Source organism: Massilia sp. LXY-6 (genome assembly GCF_051233485.1).
Lineage (GTDB): Bacteria > Pseudomonadota > Gammaproteobacteria > Burkholderiales > Burkholderiaceae_D > Telluria.
Genome location: NZ_JBKFGF010000039.1, coordinates 51,405 through 66,614 on the forward strand (window position 1 = coordinate 51,405; position 15,210 = coordinate 66,614).

Genomic DNA, 15,210 nt, shown 5'->3' on the forward strand with positions numbered 1-15,210 from the left:
GCGCCGTCGCCGTTCTGCGAGCGCTTCTCGTGCAGACCTCGTGCCGTGCGTTTTCGGATCGCGTCGGACGATACAATTCCCGTGTAAGGACGGAGGGAGCATGAGCGATCCGGACCGGCTGCTGGCGCGGCCTCATCCATTGACAGGCCCGCGCGCGGTGCCGGCCCCGGGGCTGCACACGCTGCCCCTCGGCGGCCGGCGCGACAGTTACCTGTTCGTGCCCGAGAGTGTCAAGCCGGCCCGGCCGGCGCCGCTGGTCCTGCTGCTGCATGGCGCCGGCGGCCATGCCCACGACGGCCTGCGCATGCTGCTGCACCTGGCCGAGCACGCCGGCCTGATCCTGGTCGCGCCGACCTCGAGCGCCTCTACCTGGGACATCATCGCGCGGCGCCGCTACGGCCCCGACCTTGCCCTGGCCGACGCCGCCCTCGGCCATGCCTTCGCCCACTGCGCCGTCGATCCGCGGCGGCTGGCGGTGGGTGGCTTTTCGGACGGCGCCTCGTACGCGCTGTCGCTGGGCCTGAACAACGGCGACCTGTTCAGCCACGTGCTGGCGTTATCGCCGGGTTTCATCGGACCGGGCACGCGGCGCGGGCGGCCGGACCTGTTCATCTCGCACGGCACGCGCGACGGCATTCTGCCGATCGGCCCGTGCAGCCGCAGCATCGTGCGCGAGCTGCGCGCCGGGGGCTATCCGCTGACGTACCGGGAATTCGAGGGCGAACACACGATCCCGCCGGAGATCGCGCAGGAAGCGGTCGCGCGCCTGGTGGCGGGCGCACATCGCGGGGAGGGATGATGGAACAGGAACAGCAGGCTTTCGTCTTGCGGGTGCTCGACACGGCGCAGGACCTGACGCTCGCGACCATCCGGCCGGACGGTTATCCCCAGGCGACCACGGTCAGCTTTGCCCACGAAAACATGCTGATCTACGTCGGCATCGGCAGGCACAGCCAGAAGGCGGACAACATCCGCGGCAATGGCAAGGTGTCGCTGACGATCAACCTGCCGTACCACGACTGGCGAGAAATCCGCGGACTGTCGATGAGCGCCAGCGCCGAGCTGCTCGACGACCCGCGCGAAGCCGCCGAGGCGGCCGCCTGCCTGGAGCGGCGCTTCCCGGCGGTATCGGAATGGTGCGGGCCCGACATGGCGCACGAGGTCGCCTTCGTGCGGATCCGGCCGCAGATGGTGTCGGTGATCGATTACTCGAAGGGCTTCGGGCACACCGAGCTGGTGAGTACTTAGCGCACGCGCCGCACCTTGGGCGAGTTGTTGGTGCCTTCGATTTCCAGGAACATGGTGCCGAGCATGTTGCACGTCACCTTGACCTGCGGGTTCTTCATGGGCGACAGCACGGCACTGCTGCCGTCGACCACGCGCCAGACCTGGCCGTTGGCGAGGCGGATCTGCGCGCCCGGGTCCCAGCCGTCGAAGTCGCCCTCGATCGTGCTCTGGATCGACTGCGGCTCGGCCTCCTTGCGCTTGGCCTGCTCCAGGCCGAAGCGCTGTTCGGTGCGCGCGGCCGCTGCGGCGGCCGCCTGGCTGTCGCCGAGGATGCGGCACTGGAGGATGGCGGCATCGTCGGCCAGCGCGGCGCCGGAAACCGAGAGCAGGACCAGCAACGCAGGCAGGGAGCGGGCTTTCATCGAGCGCTTTCGAAAAAATGGCTGAGCTCGATTATAGTGGCTTTCAAGCCCGCGGGCGCTGGCGGTGGAACACCAGCGGGCTGTACGGAATGGCCGACGGCGGCGGCGAGTTCAGGATGTGCGGCTTCATGGCGCCGATGATGTGCATCTCGCAGGGCTTGCAGTCGAACTTCAGGGTGTAGCGTTCCTCGCCGCTGACCAGGGTCATCGGTTCGGCGCGGACCTGGCCCTGCACGCCCTGCACGCCCTTGGCCTGCTTCGGGCACAGGTTGAAGGAGAAGCGCAGGCAGTGCTTGGTGATCATCAGCGACACCTCGCCCGGCTCCTCGTGCGCCTCGTAGGCCGCGGCGATCAGCTGCACGCCGTGCTTGCGGTAGAAAGCGCGGGCCTTGTCGTTGTAGACGTTGGCCAGGTAGCTGAGCTGGGCTTCCGGATAGACGGCCGGCGGCTCGGCCGGCAGTGCGCGCTCCGGGCGCTGCCAGCTGGCCAGGCGCGCCGCCTCGTGCGTGGCGATGGCGTCGCGGCGCAGCGCGTTGATGCTGCTTGCCGCCACGAACCACGGCTGCGACAGCGCCAGCTTGACCGAGCGCGCCTCGAACATCGTGTTGCCCAGCTTGCCCAGGCTGGTGCGCAAGCCGGCTTCGGCCTGTTCCGCCTGCTGGGCGGGCTGCAGCGCCAGCGCCGCGTCAAGATGGCTCGTAATGCCGTCCTCGTCGGTGACGCTCAGGCGCAAGCCGCCTTCAACTTCCGACAGCAGCAGGTCGACCGCCACCTTGCGCTCGGACGATTTCTTGGTCAGCGCCGATTCCCACTGGTGGTCGCGGTTGCGGCTGAGCGTGGTGCCGACCTTCAGGCCGGCCAGGCCGGCTACCGGCTCGTTCGGGAACACGCGCCAGCGCTGGCCTTCGGCATCCTCGCCCAGCTTCTGCACGGTGTTGGCCTGGATGCCGACCGTCTCGCGCTTGTGCATGTAGTTCAGGCCGTCGCCATTCGCCATCGGCGCGTTGGTGATCAGGTCGAAGTTGTCGCCGCCGATGCGCGCCACCGTGCCCAGTTCGACGCCCACGTACTTCGGCGAATCGAAGGCGCCGATGGTCTGCTGGCGGCCGGTGGCGAAGTAATCGGTGTGCCCGCGGTGGAAGTTCTTGTCGACGTCCGGGGTGAACAGGACGTTGGTGCGGCCGCTCGACGCCCGCGCCAGTTCCGGGCGGCGCTCCATGATCTCGTCCAGCAGCAGGCGGTAATGGGCGGTGATGTTCTTCACGTAACCCATGTCCTTGTAGCGCCCCTCGATCTTGAACGAGCGGATACCGGCATCGATCAGCGCTTCCAGGTTGCGGCTCTGGTCGTTGTCCTTCATCGACAGCAGGTGCTTTTCGAAGGCGACCACGCGGCCCTGGCCGTCGGAGAGCGTGTACGGCAGGCGGCAAGCCTGGGAACAGTCGCCGCGATTCGCGCTGCGACCGTTGTCGGCATGCGAGATATAGCACTGGCCCGAGAAGGCCACGCACAGGGCGCCGTGGATGAAGTATTCGAGCGGCGTCTCGACCTGGGCGCGGACCGCCTTGATCTGCTCGATCGTCAGCTCGCGCGCCAGCACCAGCTGGCTGAAGCCGACCTGGGAAAGAAAACGCGCCTTCTCCACCGTGCGGATGTCGCACTGGGTCGAGGCGTGCACCTGGATCGGCGGCAGGTCCAGCTCCAGCAGGCCCATGTCCTGGATGATCAGGGCGTCGACCCCGGCCTCGTACAGCTGCCAGATCTGCTTTTGGGCCGTTTCGAGCTCGGCATCGTGCATGATCGTGTTCATCGTTACGAAGATGCGCGAACGGTAGCGGTGCGCGAACTCGACCAGGGCGGCGATGTCTTCCAGCGGATTGCTGGCATTGTGGCGGGCGCCGAAGGCCGGGCCACCGATGTACACCGCGTCCGCACCGTGCAGGATGGCTTCGCGGCCGATCTCGGCGGTTTTGGCGGGGGACAGCAGTTCGAGCTGGTTTGCGAGCAGTGACATGGGGCAATTCCTGGCGAATCGGTGGACCGAAAGGCGGAAATTATAGTCGGATCAAGGGTCCATGTCACCGCGGGGCCTTTGCTTTGCGTGATGCGTCACGTTAATTGGACTTGGCTGCGTGTGGGTTGGCATGCCTGCAATGCACCGCTACACTGAGGCATCAGCTTAACTATTCGGAGATGACCGTGCCTTTTCCAGCAGAGTTCAATACGCCGCAGTTCGCCAAGGGATTGGAAGTCCGCCGTGAAGTGCTCGGCGCAGAATACGTCGACAAATCGGTCAACGAGGTCGAAGACTTCATGATACCGATGCAGAAAATGACGACGGAATGGTGCTGGGGCGAGATCTGGACCCGCCCACAGCTCGATCGCCGCACCCGTAGCATGCTGAACCTGGCAATGCTGACTGCGCTGAACCGTCCGAACGAAGTCCGGCTTCATGTTCGCGGCGCCTTGAACAATGGCGTATCGATCGCGGAAATCCAGGAAGTCTTACTGCAGGCATGCATCTATTGCGGTGTGCCCGCCGCGCTGGACAGCTTCAAGGTGGCGCATGAAGTCATCAAGCAAGTCGAGGCGGAGAAGGCGGGCACCTGACGATCGCCGGCCGGCTCAGTGCTTGCCTTTCCCGCCCGACCCGATCTCCCGCCAATCGCTCTCGTCCAGCTCGACATCGAACTTTTTCGCCGCGGCGCGGATCCGCGCCCAGGCCTCGTCCCGCTCCTGGTCCGTGACGCCCTCGACCTGCTTGAAGCGGGCGACGGCACTGCGCACGTGGCTCGCGTCTTCGAGTGGTTCCTTGCGCTGCTTGGGAAAAGCGAATTGTTGGGTAGACATGTCGTTGCGGTCTTCCTGGTCCAGCTTGCTCATGATCTAGTCCTCAGCGTTTTGCCTGAATCCGCACCGCAATCGACTTCGCGGCCGGCACGAAACTCTCCTTCGCATGGTGCCAGAGCGGCAGCAGCGGATTGCATTCGGGGTAATAGCCTGCCACGCAGCCCGGCGGCACCGGGTATTCCATCACCTTCAGTCCATCCACGCGGCGCTCGACGCCGTCGCTGGTGGCCGTGCTGGCCGAGACCCGTTCGCCGTCGTGCAGGCCGCGCGCGTCCATGTCGGCGCGCGACATCAGCAGCACCTTGCGGTCGCCTTCGACGCCGCGGAAGCGGTCGTCCAGGCTGTAGATCGTGGTGTTGAACTGGCCGTCGCTGCGTACCGTGAACAGGCGCAGGGTGTCCGGGTGGTCGGGCATGTCCGGATCGACCGCCAGGCTGTCCGGCACCGTGAAATTCGCCTTGCCGTTCGGGGTCTTCCACTGGCGCTGGGCGGCCGCGACCGGCTTGCGGAAGCCCCCCGGCGTCCACATGCGCGCATTGAAGTCGTGGAAGATCTCCGGATAGGTGTCGGCAATGGCGTCGCGGATCTTGCTGTAGTCGCGCACCCAGGCGTCCCAGTCGACTTTCGGATTCGTGGCAAGCACGGCCTTGGCGAGGCCGGCGACGATCGCCGGTTCCGACAGCAGCGTGCCGGCTGCCGGTTCGGCCATGCCGCGCGAGCCGTGCATGCAGCCGGTCGAGTCCTCGACCGACACCGCCTGCTCGATGCCGCCCTGGCGGTCGATCTCGATCCGACCGAGGCAAGGGAGAATATATGCGGCCTGCCCGTGCACCAGGTGGCTGCGGTTCAGTTTGGTCGAGATCTGCACCGTCAGCGGCAGCGCGCGCCAGGCGGCGTCCATCGGCCCATGGTCGGGCACGGCCCGCACCAGGTTGCCGCCGAGGCTGACCAGTGCCTTGACCTTGCCGTCCTGGATGCCCTTGCAGGCCTCGACCGTGTTGAAACCCTTGTCGCGCGGCGGCTCGAAGCCGTACTGTTCCTTCAGCTTGTCGAGCGGCGCCAGCTCCGGCTTTTCGGTGATGCCGACGGTGCGCTGGCCCTGCACGTTGGAGTGACCGCGCACCGGGCAGATGCCGGCGCCCGGCTTGCCGATGTTGCCGCGCAGCAGGAGCAGGTTGACCAGCATCTGCACGTTCTGCACGCCGTTGCGGTGCTGGGTCAGGCCCATGCCGTAGACGCCCATGACGGCCTGCGCGCCCATGTAGACGCGCGCGGCGTCGCGCAGGTCGGCGCGGTCGAGGCCCGCTTCCTGCTCGATCTCGCTCCAGGAGGTGGCTCGCACCTTGTCGGCGAATGCGTCGAAACCGTGGGTGTGTTCGGTAATGAAACCATGGTCGACGGCGGGCGCCTCGCCGCGCCTGGCCGCCGCGTCGTCTTCCTCGATGACCGCCTTGCACAGGCCCATCAGCGCGGCGGTGTCGCCGCCCGCCCGGAGCTGGAGGTACTGGGTGCTGATCGGCGTCTCGTGCCCGGTCAGCATCTCGGTCGGGGACTGCGGATTCACGAAGCTGACCAGTCCGCGCTCGCGCAGCGGATTGAAGGTGATGATGGGCACGCCGCGCCGGCGCGCTTCCTGCAACTGGTGCAGCATGCGGGGACTGTTCACGCCCACGTTCTGGCCGAAGAACAGGATGCAGTCGGTACGTTCGAAATCGTCCAGCACGACCGTGCCGATCGGCACCCCGATGCTCTTCGGCAGCGCCACCGAGGTGCTTTCGTGGCACATGTTCGAGCTGTCCGGCAGATTGTTGTTGCCGTACATGCGCGCCAGCAGCTGGTACATATAGGACGTTTCCAGCGAGGCCCGGCCGGAGCTGTAGAAGACCACGCTCTTCGGATCGAGCTGGCGCAGGTGGGCGCCGATCTCGCCGAAGGCCTGGTCCCAGGAGATCGGCACGTAATGGTCGGAGGCCGCGTCCCAGCGCAGCGGCACGGTGAGCCGGCCGGCGTCTTCGAGGTCGTGGTCGTGCCAGCGTTCGAGGTCGCGCACCGTGTGGCGGGCGAAGAAATCGGCGTCGATGTGCTTGCTGGTGATTTCCCAGGCGGTGGCCTTGGCCCCGCTTTCGCAGAACTCGGCCGGGTGCGGATGGGCCGGCTTGGCCCAGGCGCAGCTGACGCAGGCGTAGCCGTCCGGCTTGTTTTGCTTGAGCAGGATCGCCGCGCGCTGCGGAGGAACCCGCTCCTGGAGCAGGATGGTGCCGACTTCCTTCAGGGAGCCCCAGCCGCCGGACGGCATGCTGGGTTCATGGCTGCTGCCTTCCTTGTCCATCGCGATGGCCCTCCTTGGCGTGGGATCGCCAGCATGGCCCCGGGCGCGCCTCCCGTCTGTTCGGGAGTTCACGTAGCCGGTGCGGCGCAGCACAGGACGCAACGGGGCCGGGATCGTCGGCCGCGCGAGGTGGATGCCATCCGCGCGGCCGCGGACGTGTCCTCAGGCGCTGACCAGCGCCAGCAGCTCGCTGCGGTCGTCCGGGCGCTGACACTGGGCGGTGGTGCGGTCCCACAGCAGGAACATGCCGTAGGCCCAGTTGGCGACCAGTTCGCTCTCGGAGGCCGGCTTGGCGGCCGCGCCGCTGGTCAGGCGCAGGATCTCGGTGCGGGTGAGGACGGTCAGCTGTTCGTAGTTCCAGTCGTCCTTCGGCATCATCTTCTGGCGCGCCCGGTAGCGGCGCGCCCGTTCCGCGTCGCTGAGCTTGTCGGCCTTGGGCGGACGCCCGCGCTTGCGCGCCGCGGCGGCCTCGAGGGCGAGTTCGATGGTGCGTTGGTCTTCCGGCTGTTTCATGGCGTGTGCAGGTTGGCGGGAGTACACATTATTCGTGAGGCCTTACGTTAAGGCAAGTCCTGGGCAATCCATGCGCGTCCATTAATGTGATGCGTCACGGATTTGTGACGCCGAGTCACAAGCCGGCCGTCACCGACACGGCGGCCGGGAGCAGCATGGCGGCCATTTCTTGTGACGCAACACGTTAATCAGGAGTCGAGGCGAATCACCTCATCGTCCGGCATCGGCGTGCATCCCGGTCCCAGTGCGTCCCAGCCGCGGTGCACGACGATGTGGCGGGTGTCGTGGCACAGCTCCACGCGGCGCGCCCGCGGCGCCCGCCCGTGCACGAAGGCTTCGATCGAGGCCGGCACGCTCACATGCAGGGCCAGCGCGTAGACGTCGTCGAGCGGATGGTCGTCCACGTGCACCAGCGGCACGAACTGGCCGGCGAACATCAGCCAGCGCGACGCCACCCTCACCGGTCCGGCCGCATATCCCTGTTCGCGCAGCCAGGCCTGGGCGCGTTCGCGCGCAGCGTCCTGTCCGTCGAGACGGCCCCAGGCGCTGGCCAGGATCTCGGCCACCCACTGATTGCAGTTCTGGTAGCGCGTGCCGAAGGCATAGGCGTTGGCGCTGTAGCGCCCGGCCAGCAGCGCCAGCGCCAGGCGCCGGTCGCGCGCGGCCCGCTCCAGCTGCGCGCCCTCGTCATCATCCAGGAACACCAGCGATACGTGGCCCTGGCCCGGCGCGTCGGCACCCAGCGCGAAGCCGGCCACGCCCTGGTCGAACAGGCGTGGACGCGATTCGTCGCAGGCGTAATACAGCTGGCGCACGGTCCAGGCGCCGGCCGCATCGTCTTTCAGGGCGACGCCGGCGTGCGAATACAGCAGGCCGAAGCGGCTCAGGTCCAGGCCGGCACGCGAGATCAACGCGACCCGTCCGCCCGAGGCCTCGAGTTCCTGCTTGACCGCGCCGGCAAACCGCAGCACGCGGTCCTGGTCGGCGGCGCTGACTTGCTTGCCGCGCTCGCAGAACGTCGGGATGCCGGCCCAGGCGGCGGCGCTTGCGCCGAGACCGATCGCGGCCAGCGCGGCGGCCGCGCAGCGCCGCAACATCAGATGGTGACCTGGCGCGAGCCCAGCTCGCGGTACCAGTCGTCCTGCAGGGCCAGGAAGAACGGCTGGCTGGTATCGGCGTAGGCGAATTCGTAGCCGTAAACACGCTCGTTGACGCGCACGATCGCGCCGGCGCCGACAGCGCGCGCGGCCAGGGCGCGATTCGGCACGTCCAGCGTGAATTCCTGGGCCGCCTCGCCGCCGACGGCGCGCAGGGTCAGGCGGGTGGTCTCGGCCTTGGCGGGCGCCTGCGCGACGTCGATCACGCGGTAGTCGCCGGCGGCGACGCGGCGGTCGCGGTTCGAGCTGTTGCTGGAGCCGCCGATCGAATCGGAAATGCTGGCGGACGAGGCCGAGCCGGCGCTGGAGGCGGACGAAGCGACGCTGTCGGCGCGCGCCGGGACGGCGCAGGCGGCGGCAAGGGCGGCAAGGAAAAGGGCGCGGCGAAGGGCGGTAATGGTCATGGTGTCTTTCGTAGTCAGGCGGAACGGCGCTCATGGTACATGGCCGCAGCCGGCCTGCACAGGCTTCGTCCGCGCCGCCGGCTGCGACCGGCATGCGCCGTTGCGTGAATCACACCGTCATCCAATGCCTTGAGCGCTACGAAATGTGGTGGCGACGATAAAGGCGGCCATGGCCCGACCGCCTGTAAAGACGGTGGTCATGAAACCACGCTGCGGCGGTCGCAGACTGGATTCATATGACGAGCGAGGGAGCCAAACATGAAAAGGCGCAGTTTCTTGAGCTTGGGCGCGGGTGCGGTGCTGCTATACCTGCTCTGAGCCGCCGCGCAGCCAGCTTCGGCCGTGCGACGGGCGGGACGGCCGTGGCGCTCACTCGGCCTCGTTGCTGTCGTCGTGCTGGTCGTCCGGCATCAGGTCGAGCCGGCCATACAGGCCATTGTTCTCGTCGTTGGGGCCGGCGGCGAAGAACAGGGTATCGACCGGCTGCTGGTTCAGCCCATTGCCGAAGGCGATGCCCCACAGTCCGGAAATCCGGACCGGCTTGTGGTCCGCGCCCTTCAGGCGGCCGACGAAGCGTCCGCTGTCGAGGTCGTAGGCATCGATCATGCCGTCGCCAAAGTTCCCGACCAGCAGGCGGTTGCTGAACTTGCCGAAGCTGGCCGGCGCCAGTGCCATGCCCCAGGGAGCGTTCAGCGCGCCGTTCGAAGCGAAACGCCGGACCAGGCGGCCGTCGGTGTCGTAGACGTCGACGTAACCAAGGCCACGGCCTTTCACGTCGTCCTTGCGCTCCTCGTCCTGCTTGGCGTAGCTGACGTAGAGGTCGCCGTTGATGGCCTGGATTCCGAACGGGCCGTAGCCGGCGGGCAGGGCGGGATCGTAGAATGGTTTGCCGGGCAGCGCGACCGGGTGGAAGCTGCTGTCGTACACGTCGACCTTGCCGTTGTGGAAGTCCGTCGCATACAGCAACTGACCCCGCCCGTTGCCGCTGATCGCCACGCCTTTGTAGATGGCGTGGCTGGCGCTGTTATCGACGACGCGGATCGCATGGGTCATGTCGACCGTGGGCGCCCAGCCGGCAATGCCACCGTCCTCGCTGACGAACAGGAAGCGGCTCGGCCCGGAAACGGCGCCCTTGCTGACCACAAAGCCGTTGCCGCCGTAGAACACGGTGCCGGTGGGGTTGCCGGTCGCGTTACCGGCGCCGGGGATTTGCACCACCAGGCTCTGCGGATTGCCGGCGCCGTCGTACAGGGTGGAGTAGCCGGTGCCGTTGTCGGCCACCCAGGCCACGCCGTAGGGATTGAAGGCGAGGCCCCAGCCGTTCACGAGGTGCGGGTCCCGATGTTCGGCGCGCACGGCGGCGCTGTCCGAGACCAGGTTGCGCTGCCGGTAGAAGTCGCCGGCCTGGGCATCGACGCTGCCGGCCAGGATCAGCGCGCCGACGGTGCAGGCCAGCGCTTTCGGTATGTTTCTCATCTCTATCCTCCAGTTTTCATGGTCAACGATCGGCCGCCAAGCGTTGGCGGTCCTGTTTATACCGGGATGTAGGCAGATGGTTCCATGCGCTTTCAATGTTGTTGATGCGTGCTTACTTGCTTGATCGCCGCCAAAAAGCTGTTTGCGGGCAGGGGACGGGAAAAATAATAGCCCTGCATTTCTCCGCATCCGATCGACCGGAGCGTGTGGAATTGCGCTTCGGTCTCGACACCCTCCGCGGTAACGCGCAAGCCAAGGTCGGTTGCGATGGCGACGACTGCACTGACGAGCGTGTGATCCGATTTGTTTTCCGGCAGTCCCGATACGAATGAACGGTCGATCTTCAGTGCATCAACCGGAAGATGCTTCAGGTAGCTGAGGCTGGAATAGCCCGTGCCGAAGTCATCGATCGACACTTTCGTGCCGAGCGAGCGCAGCGCTTCCAGGGCTTCGATCGCGTGCGCTGGGTTATGCATGAGCGCGCCTTCCGTGATCTCGAGTTCGACCTGGCAGGCTTTTACGCCCGTTTGCGTCAGGATATGGTGGAATTTACCGAGCAGTCCAGGATCGCTGAACTGGCGCGGCGACACGTTGACGGCGATGCTGAAATCCTGAGAAAGCTCCGACTGCCACGACTTCAGCTGCCGGCAGGCCTCCGCCAAGACCCATTCGCCGATCTCGACGATCAGGCCGGTTTTCTCGGCCAGGGGGATGAACTCCGCTGGCGACACCAGGCCCAGTTCGGGATGCCGCCAGCGGACGAGCGCTTCCGCGCCGCTGATGTCGCCCGTAAGCGACGCAATCTTTGGCTGATAGTGCAGTTCCAGTTCTTGCCTTGCCACCGCCTGGCTCAGCAGGTTTTGCATCCGCAGGCGCTCCACCAGACGCTCGTTCATTTCTCGACCGTAGAAAACAGGCAGCTGCAGGTTTGCGGCCTTGGCCTTGTACATCGCAATGTCTGCATTTTGCAAAAGGGTATCCACGTCGCGCCCGTGCGCGGGGAAAAGCGCTATCCCGACACTCCCCGAAAGGAAGAATTGCTGTCCTTCGACGGTGATCGGCTTCTTGATGCTGTCGATGATGCGGCGCGCAAGCTTTTCCGCGCTGCCCTCGTCAAGCACATGCTCGAGCCACACGACGAATTCGTCGCCGCCCAGCCTGCCGACCTTCCCATGGCCTGCCGTGGCCTCCTCGAGCGCCTTGGCGATCTGTACCAGCACCTTGTCGCCGACGGGGTGGCCAAGGCTGTCGTTGATTTCCTTGAAGCCGTTCAGGTCGAGCAGGATGACGGCGACCGAGCATTGCGATTGCTCGGCGGTGACAATCGATTTCTCGAGCTCGCTGCGAATGCTGGTGCGGTTCGGAAGGCCGGTCAGGGGATCGCGTGTTGCCAGGACGCTCAGGTTGTCGCGATCGCCCTGGATCTGCTCAGCCATCGAATTGAAGGCCCTCGCCAGTTCACCCAATTCGCCTTTTTCGCGGCCGCCGGGCACGCGGGCCGCGAAATTCCCTTCGGTAAGGGCTGTTGCGGCCGCCCGGATGCGGTTAATCGGACGTACGATCAGCTGTTCACTCGCCAACCATGTGATGCCCAATATTGCGAACACAACCAGGGCGGCTGCCGACAGTTTCTCTACATTGTCTTGATGAACGACAGCAAGCGCCGGCGCGAGCGGGACGCCGACGCGAATACGCACGACCCCGGAAGGTGAGGCGAAAAGCGGAACGTAGGCGGTGGCTCGACGGACGCCATCGCGCCATGTTTCATCGCGTACAAATGTTTTCGATTCACGTAACCGAGGGGCCAATGCATCCCATCCCGTGATCTTCATGGTGGCATGCGTACCGGAGCCGGATGTGGCGGCGATGACGGTGCCGCTATCGTCGACCGCCATGACGACAACCTGGCGAGAAAGCTGAGTCTGCGGCATTGCATCGTTCAGGTATTTGGTCAGCCAATCCGCGTCAAGACCCAGGGTCAACACATACTTGAGTTTGCCTCGCTCATCCGTCATGGGATGGGAAAAGATAATCGACCGTTTTCCGGATAGTTTGCCGATCACAAGATTGCTAATCGTGTATTTTTGTTCGCGCAGGACCCGGCGGAAGTAGTCGCGATCCATCGCGTTTCGCGGCTCGGCGGCATCGGACTCCGGACAGATCAGATCACCGTTGGGCAGGAACACCGCCACGGTCGTGAAGTAGGGATTGGTCCTGAGTACGGACTGGGTCAGTTTTTGCAGTGCGCTACAGTTTTCAGGCTTCTGCATCTCCGGCAGAAAACTGAAGTTGCTCAGGTAGGCGTAGGGATCGGGGATGACCTGCTGTGGGTACGCAGCAATCTGCAACGCGAGCAAAACCGCCTCGCTATAAATGTTGTCCGTCTTTTCGTGGTATTTGTGGATGCGTCCTGCGATGAGAATGGCGATGAACGGTATGACCGCCACCAACATCAGCAATGTCATGCGGACCCGCAGGCCAATGTCTTTTCGTATGAAATTCTGTGAAGGCATAATGTTCCAGGATGGGGCGCATCGCACATGCCGCCGTGGCATCGCGGCGCATTTGCTCTGGCAAGGCACGGGGTCTACAGGAGAACCCGCAAGTTTAGCTTAGTTCAGCCTGAGGCCAACCCGCTCATTTTGCCGCCTGGACGGTAAAGGAGGGCGGCTCGACCCGGGCAGTGACGAGAGCATGTGCTGGTCGCCACCCGCTCCGTTCCCGACTTGCGGCTTGAAGCTGCCGCGCTTGCAGTAGCGGCGCCACGGCTTTGCTGCCCCACCATTTCTTATGGTTGGCCGCGTAGGCATCGGTTCTGATGTGGTCCGAAAAAAACCGTTAGTCGAACAGCGACGCATCTCGATGCGGGCATCGACGCGCAAGTGAAGGCGCCAGCACGCCGGATCCGAAGGCGCCCAGTTCGGCGCCGATTTCGGGCAGGCCTGTAAAACAGGAAGGCGCGCGCGCAACAGGTGGGCATTGTCCGCGCTGATGCCGGCACCGGGCCTGCCTCACGAGACTTTCTCAACTAAACCGGGGCAACTTGCTGTCGCTGGCTGCCGACGGCGTCCGCGCGACCTGCCTGGCGTAGGCTGTCCGGCGAATGTCGATTGAAAACCTGGTCGACTTCGACGGGCTATTCACCCGGCGCAGCGCGACTTACACATTCCTGGCTCAAGATGTCAGTGCAGCGCAGTCGCGGATCGTGCGGCACTGTACAAAACAACAGCCTGAACAGCCTGCACGGCATGGATCCTCATTCTGGCACGAGACATACGATGTATATGTAGGCGCACATCCCGACCCGGACGACCACCTGCACACGCGTTGTACTGGCCCCGCACCTGCGTCGAATCGGCAGGTCGATGCAAAAAAAATAGTTTAAGAGCCTTCCCTTGTTATTGGCCGGCCCGTATTCACCATGGGTGGACACCTTCGCGGTGGGGGCCATGCTCCCGCGGTGGTAGGAGCGCCCATGGGTACGTCCCGCGGGTTTCATCAACAACTGCCGGGAAGCGCCGGCGTCCTGTCATGCAGGGCAAGCTTGTTCCTGGCGGATCATAGGAGCAGATTATGAAAGCTGTTGTCTATCGCGGTCCCAACAAGGTCGCCGTCGAAGACGTGCCCGATCCCAAGATCGAACGCCCGACGGATGCCATCGTCAAGATCACCAGCACCAACATCTGCGGTTCCGACCTCCACATGTACGAGGGCCGGACCGATTTCGAGCAGGGGCGCGTGTTCGGCCACGAGAACCTCGGCGTGGTCCTGGAAGTCGGTCCTGCGGTCGAGCGGATCAAGCCAGGAGACTATGTCTGCCTGCCCTTCAATATCAGCTGTGGCCACTGCAGGAACTGCGAACGCGGGCTGACCAACTACTGCCTGAACGCGAACGAGCCGGGCATGGCCGGCGGTGCCTTCGGCTTTGCCGACATGGGACCATGGCAGGGCGGCCAGGCCGAATACCTGCGCGTGCCCTGGGCCGACTTCATGTGCCTGAAGTTGCCGGATGACGCGGAGGAAAAGCAGGCCGACTACGTGATGTGCGCCGACATCTTCCCGACCGGCTGGCACGCAACCGAACTGGCCGGCATGAAGCCCGGCGACGCGGTGGTCATCTACGGCGCCGGGCCGGTTGGCCTGATGGCCGCGCACTCGGCGATGATCAAGGGGGCCTGCAGCGTGATGGTGGTCGACTGCCATTCCGACCGGCTCAAGCTCGCCGAGTCGATCGGCGCGATCGCGATCGATTATTCGAAGGAGGACCCGGTGCAGAGGGTCATGAACCTGACCCATGGGATGGGCGCGGACGTGGGCTGCGAATGCGTCGGCTACCAGTGCCACGATCACCACCACCACCGGCAGGAGCGTCCCAACCTCACGATGAACAACCTGATCAACTCCGTCAAGTTCACCGGCGGGATCGGGGTGGTCGGGGTGTTCGTGCCGGAGGATCCGAACGGCCCGGACGCACTGGCAAAAGAGGGGAAGCTCGCGCTCGACTGGGGCATGCTCTGGTTGAAGGGTCAGCGCGTCGCCACCGGCCAGTGCCCCGTCAAGGCCTATAACCGGCAACTGCGCGACCTGATCCACGCCGGCCGTGCCAAGCCCTCGTTCATCGTGTCCCATGAACTGAACCTGGCCGAGGCGCCCAACGCCTACAAGCATTTCGACGGGCGCGATCACGGCTGGACCAAGGTGATCCTGCATCCGGGTTCCTAGCGGGGCAGGGCGCATTTGCAAAAAAAGCCCCGCGCTTCTTTGACGAAGCTGCCGCCATCGCTGGTGTCCGGCTTTTTTCGCCCGATCGCGGCGGGCGCGGGACCATGAGG

13 protein-coding genes are annotated in these 15,210 nt (G+C 65.2%); 4 read left to right on the forward strand and 9 right to left on the reverse strand.

Features of this window, described 5'->3' with window-relative positions:
* Positions 1 to 100: 100 nt before the first annotated feature.
* Both ACI48D_RS17195 and ACI48D_RS17200 read left to right on the forward strand, forming a co-directional pair.
* Entirely contained in the window at positions 101 to 799 is a 699-nt protein-coding gene (locus ACI48D_RS17195; protein WP_435572460.1) for an alpha/beta hydrolase, read from the forward strand.
* Complete coding sequence (locus ACI48D_RS17200; protein WP_435572461.1) at positions 799 to 1,248, forward strand: pyridoxamine 5'-phosphate oxidase family protein; 450 nt, start codon at positions 799 to 801, stop codon at positions 1,246 to 1,248. Before ACI48D_RS17195 ends, ACI48D_RS17200 begins: the two co-directional genes overlap by 1 nt.
* Here ACI48D_RS17200 and ACI48D_RS17205 read toward each other — a convergent pair.
* Both ACI48D_RS17205 and ACI48D_RS17210 read right to left on the reverse strand, forming a co-directional pair.
* Positions 1,245 to 1,649 (reverse strand): hypothetical protein, encoded by a 405-nt coding sequence (locus ACI48D_RS17205; RefSeq protein ID WP_435572462.1) that lies wholly within the window; start codon positions 1,647 to 1,649, stop codon positions 1,245 to 1,247. The genes ACI48D_RS17200 and ACI48D_RS17205 overlap by 4 nt on opposite strands.
* 43 nt (positions 1,650 to 1,692) lie before the next feature.
* On the reverse strand, positions 1,693 to 3,663 hold the full coding sequence (locus ACI48D_RS17210) for a peptidase U32 family protein (RefSeq protein WP_435572463.1): 1,971 nt from the start codon (positions 3,661 to 3,663) through the stop codon (positions 1,693 to 1,695).
* Positions 3,664 to 3,842: 179 nt separating this feature from the next.
* On the opposite strand from ACI48D_RS17210, the gene ACI48D_RS17215 reads away from it, so the two are divergent.
* A complete protein-coding gene (locus ACI48D_RS17215; RefSeq protein WP_435572464.1) occupies positions 3,843 to 4,259 on the forward strand; it encodes a carboxymuconolactone decarboxylase family protein in 417 nt (138 codons plus the stop codon).
* A 15-nt stretch (positions 4,260 to 4,274) separates the two neighbouring features.
* Here ACI48D_RS17215 and ACI48D_RS17220 read toward each other — a convergent pair whose 3' ends face one another.
* The 7 genes from ACI48D_RS17220 to ACI48D_RS17250 all read right to left on the reverse strand — a co-directional run bounded on the left by ACI48D_RS17220 (position 4,275) and on the right by ACI48D_RS17250 (position 12,843).
* Positions 4,275 to 4,532 (reverse strand): DUF6582 domain-containing protein, encoded by a 258-nt coding sequence (locus ACI48D_RS17220; protein ID WP_435572465.1) that lies wholly within the window; start codon positions 4,530 to 4,532, stop codon positions 4,275 to 4,277.
* Between the two features lie 10 nt (positions 4,533 to 4,542).
* A complete protein-coding gene (locus ACI48D_RS17225) occupies positions 4,543 to 6,828 on the reverse strand; it encodes an FdhF/YdeP family oxidoreductase (RefSeq protein WP_435572466.1) in 2,286 nt (761 codons plus the stop codon).
* Between the two features lie 162 nt (positions 6,829 to 6,990).
* Entirely contained in the window at positions 6,991 to 7,341 is a 351-nt protein-coding gene (locus tag ACI48D_RS17230; protein ID WP_435572467.1) for a hypothetical protein, read from the reverse strand.
* Between the two features lie 188 nt (positions 7,342 to 7,529).
* Positions 7,530 to 8,438, reverse strand: coding sequence for a DUF2145 domain-containing protein (locus tag ACI48D_RS17235; RefSeq protein ID WP_435572468.1), 909 nt, complete (start codon positions 8,436 to 8,438; stop codon positions 7,530 to 7,532).
* Positions 8,438 to 8,902 carry a hypothetical protein gene (locus ACI48D_RS17240; RefSeq protein ID WP_435572469.1) on the reverse strand — a complete coding sequence of 155 codons (465 nt, stop codon included), beginning with the start codon at positions 8,900 to 8,902 and terminating at the stop codon, positions 8,438 to 8,440. The genes ACI48D_RS17235 and ACI48D_RS17240 overlap by 1 nt, the downstream gene beginning before the upstream one ends.
* Positions 8,903 to 9,271: 369 nt before the next feature.
* Entirely contained in the window at positions 9,272 to 10,378 is a 1,107-nt protein-coding gene (locus ACI48D_RS17245; RefSeq protein WP_435572470.1) for a TIGR03118 family protein, read from the reverse strand.
* A gap of 92 nt (positions 10,379 to 10,470) precedes the next feature.
* Positions 10,471 to 12,843 carry a bifunctional diguanylate cyclase/phosphodiesterase gene (locus tag ACI48D_RS17250; RefSeq protein WP_435572471.1) on the reverse strand — a complete coding sequence of 791 codons (2,373 nt, stop codon included), beginning with the start codon at positions 12,841 to 12,843 and terminating at the stop codon, positions 10,471 to 10,473.
* 1,108 nt (positions 12,844 to 13,951) lie between these two features.
* On the opposite strand from ACI48D_RS17250, the gene ACI48D_RS17255 reads away from it, so the two are divergent.
* Positions 13,952 to 15,100 carry a glutathione-independent formaldehyde dehydrogenase gene (locus ACI48D_RS17255; protein ID WP_435572472.1) on the forward strand — a complete coding sequence of 383 codons (1,149 nt, stop codon included), beginning with the start codon at positions 13,952 to 13,954 and terminating at the stop codon, positions 15,098 to 15,100.
* The last annotated feature ends 110 nt before the right edge of the window (positions 15,101 to 15,210 follow it).

Excerpts from the sequence above, each read along its gene's own strand:
- ACI48D_RS17195 (WP_435572460.1), top strand. The coding sequence starts at position 101 with ATGAGCGATCCGGACCGGCTGCTGGCGCGGCCTCATCCATTGACAGGC.
- ACI48D_RS17200 (WP_435572461.1), top strand. The coding sequence starts at position 799 with ATGGAACAGGAACAGCAGGCTTTCGTCTTGCGGGTGCTCGACACGGCG.
- ACI48D_RS17205 (WP_435572462.1), bottom strand. The coding sequence starts at position 1,649 with ATGAAAGCCCGCTCCCTGCCTGCGTTGCTGGTCCTGCTCTCGGTTTCC.
- ACI48D_RS17210 (WP_435572463.1), bottom strand. The coding sequence starts at position 3,663 with ATGTCACTGCTCGCAAACCAGCTCGAACTGCTGTCCCCCGCCAAAACC.
- ACI48D_RS17215 (WP_435572464.1), top strand. The coding sequence starts at position 3,843 with ATGACCGTGCCTTTTCCAGCAGAGTTCAATACGCCGCAGTTCGCCAAG.
- ACI48D_RS17220 (WP_435572465.1), bottom strand. The coding sequence starts at position 4,532 with ATGAGCAAGCTGGACCAGGAAGACCGCAACGACATGTCTACCCAACAA.
- ACI48D_RS17225 (WP_435572466.1), bottom strand. The coding sequence starts at position 6,828 with ATGGACAAGGAAGGCAGCAGCCATGAACCCAGCATGCCGTCCGGCGGC.
- ACI48D_RS17230 (WP_435572467.1), bottom strand. The coding sequence starts at position 7,341 with ATGAAACAGCCGGAAGACCAACGCACCATCGAACTCGCCCTCGAGGCC.
- ACI48D_RS17235 (WP_435572468.1), bottom strand. The coding sequence starts at position 8,438 with ATGTTGCGGCGCTGCGCGGCCGCCGCGCTGGCCGCGATCGGTCTCGGC.
- ACI48D_RS17240 (WP_435572469.1), bottom strand. The coding sequence starts at position 8,902 with ATGACCATTACCGCCCTTCGCCGCGCCCTTTTCCTTGCCGCCCTTGCC.
- ACI48D_RS17245 (WP_435572470.1), bottom strand. The coding sequence starts at position 10,378 with ATGAGAAACATACCGAAAGCGCTGGCCTGCACCGTCGGCGCGCTGATC.
- ACI48D_RS17250 (WP_435572471.1), bottom strand. The coding sequence starts at position 12,843 with ATGACATTGCTGATGTTGGTGGCGGTCATACCGTTCATCGCCATTCTC.
- ACI48D_RS17255 (WP_435572472.1), top strand. The coding sequence starts at position 13,952 with ATGAAAGCTGTTGTCTATCGCGGTCCCAACAAGGTCGCCGTCGAAGAC.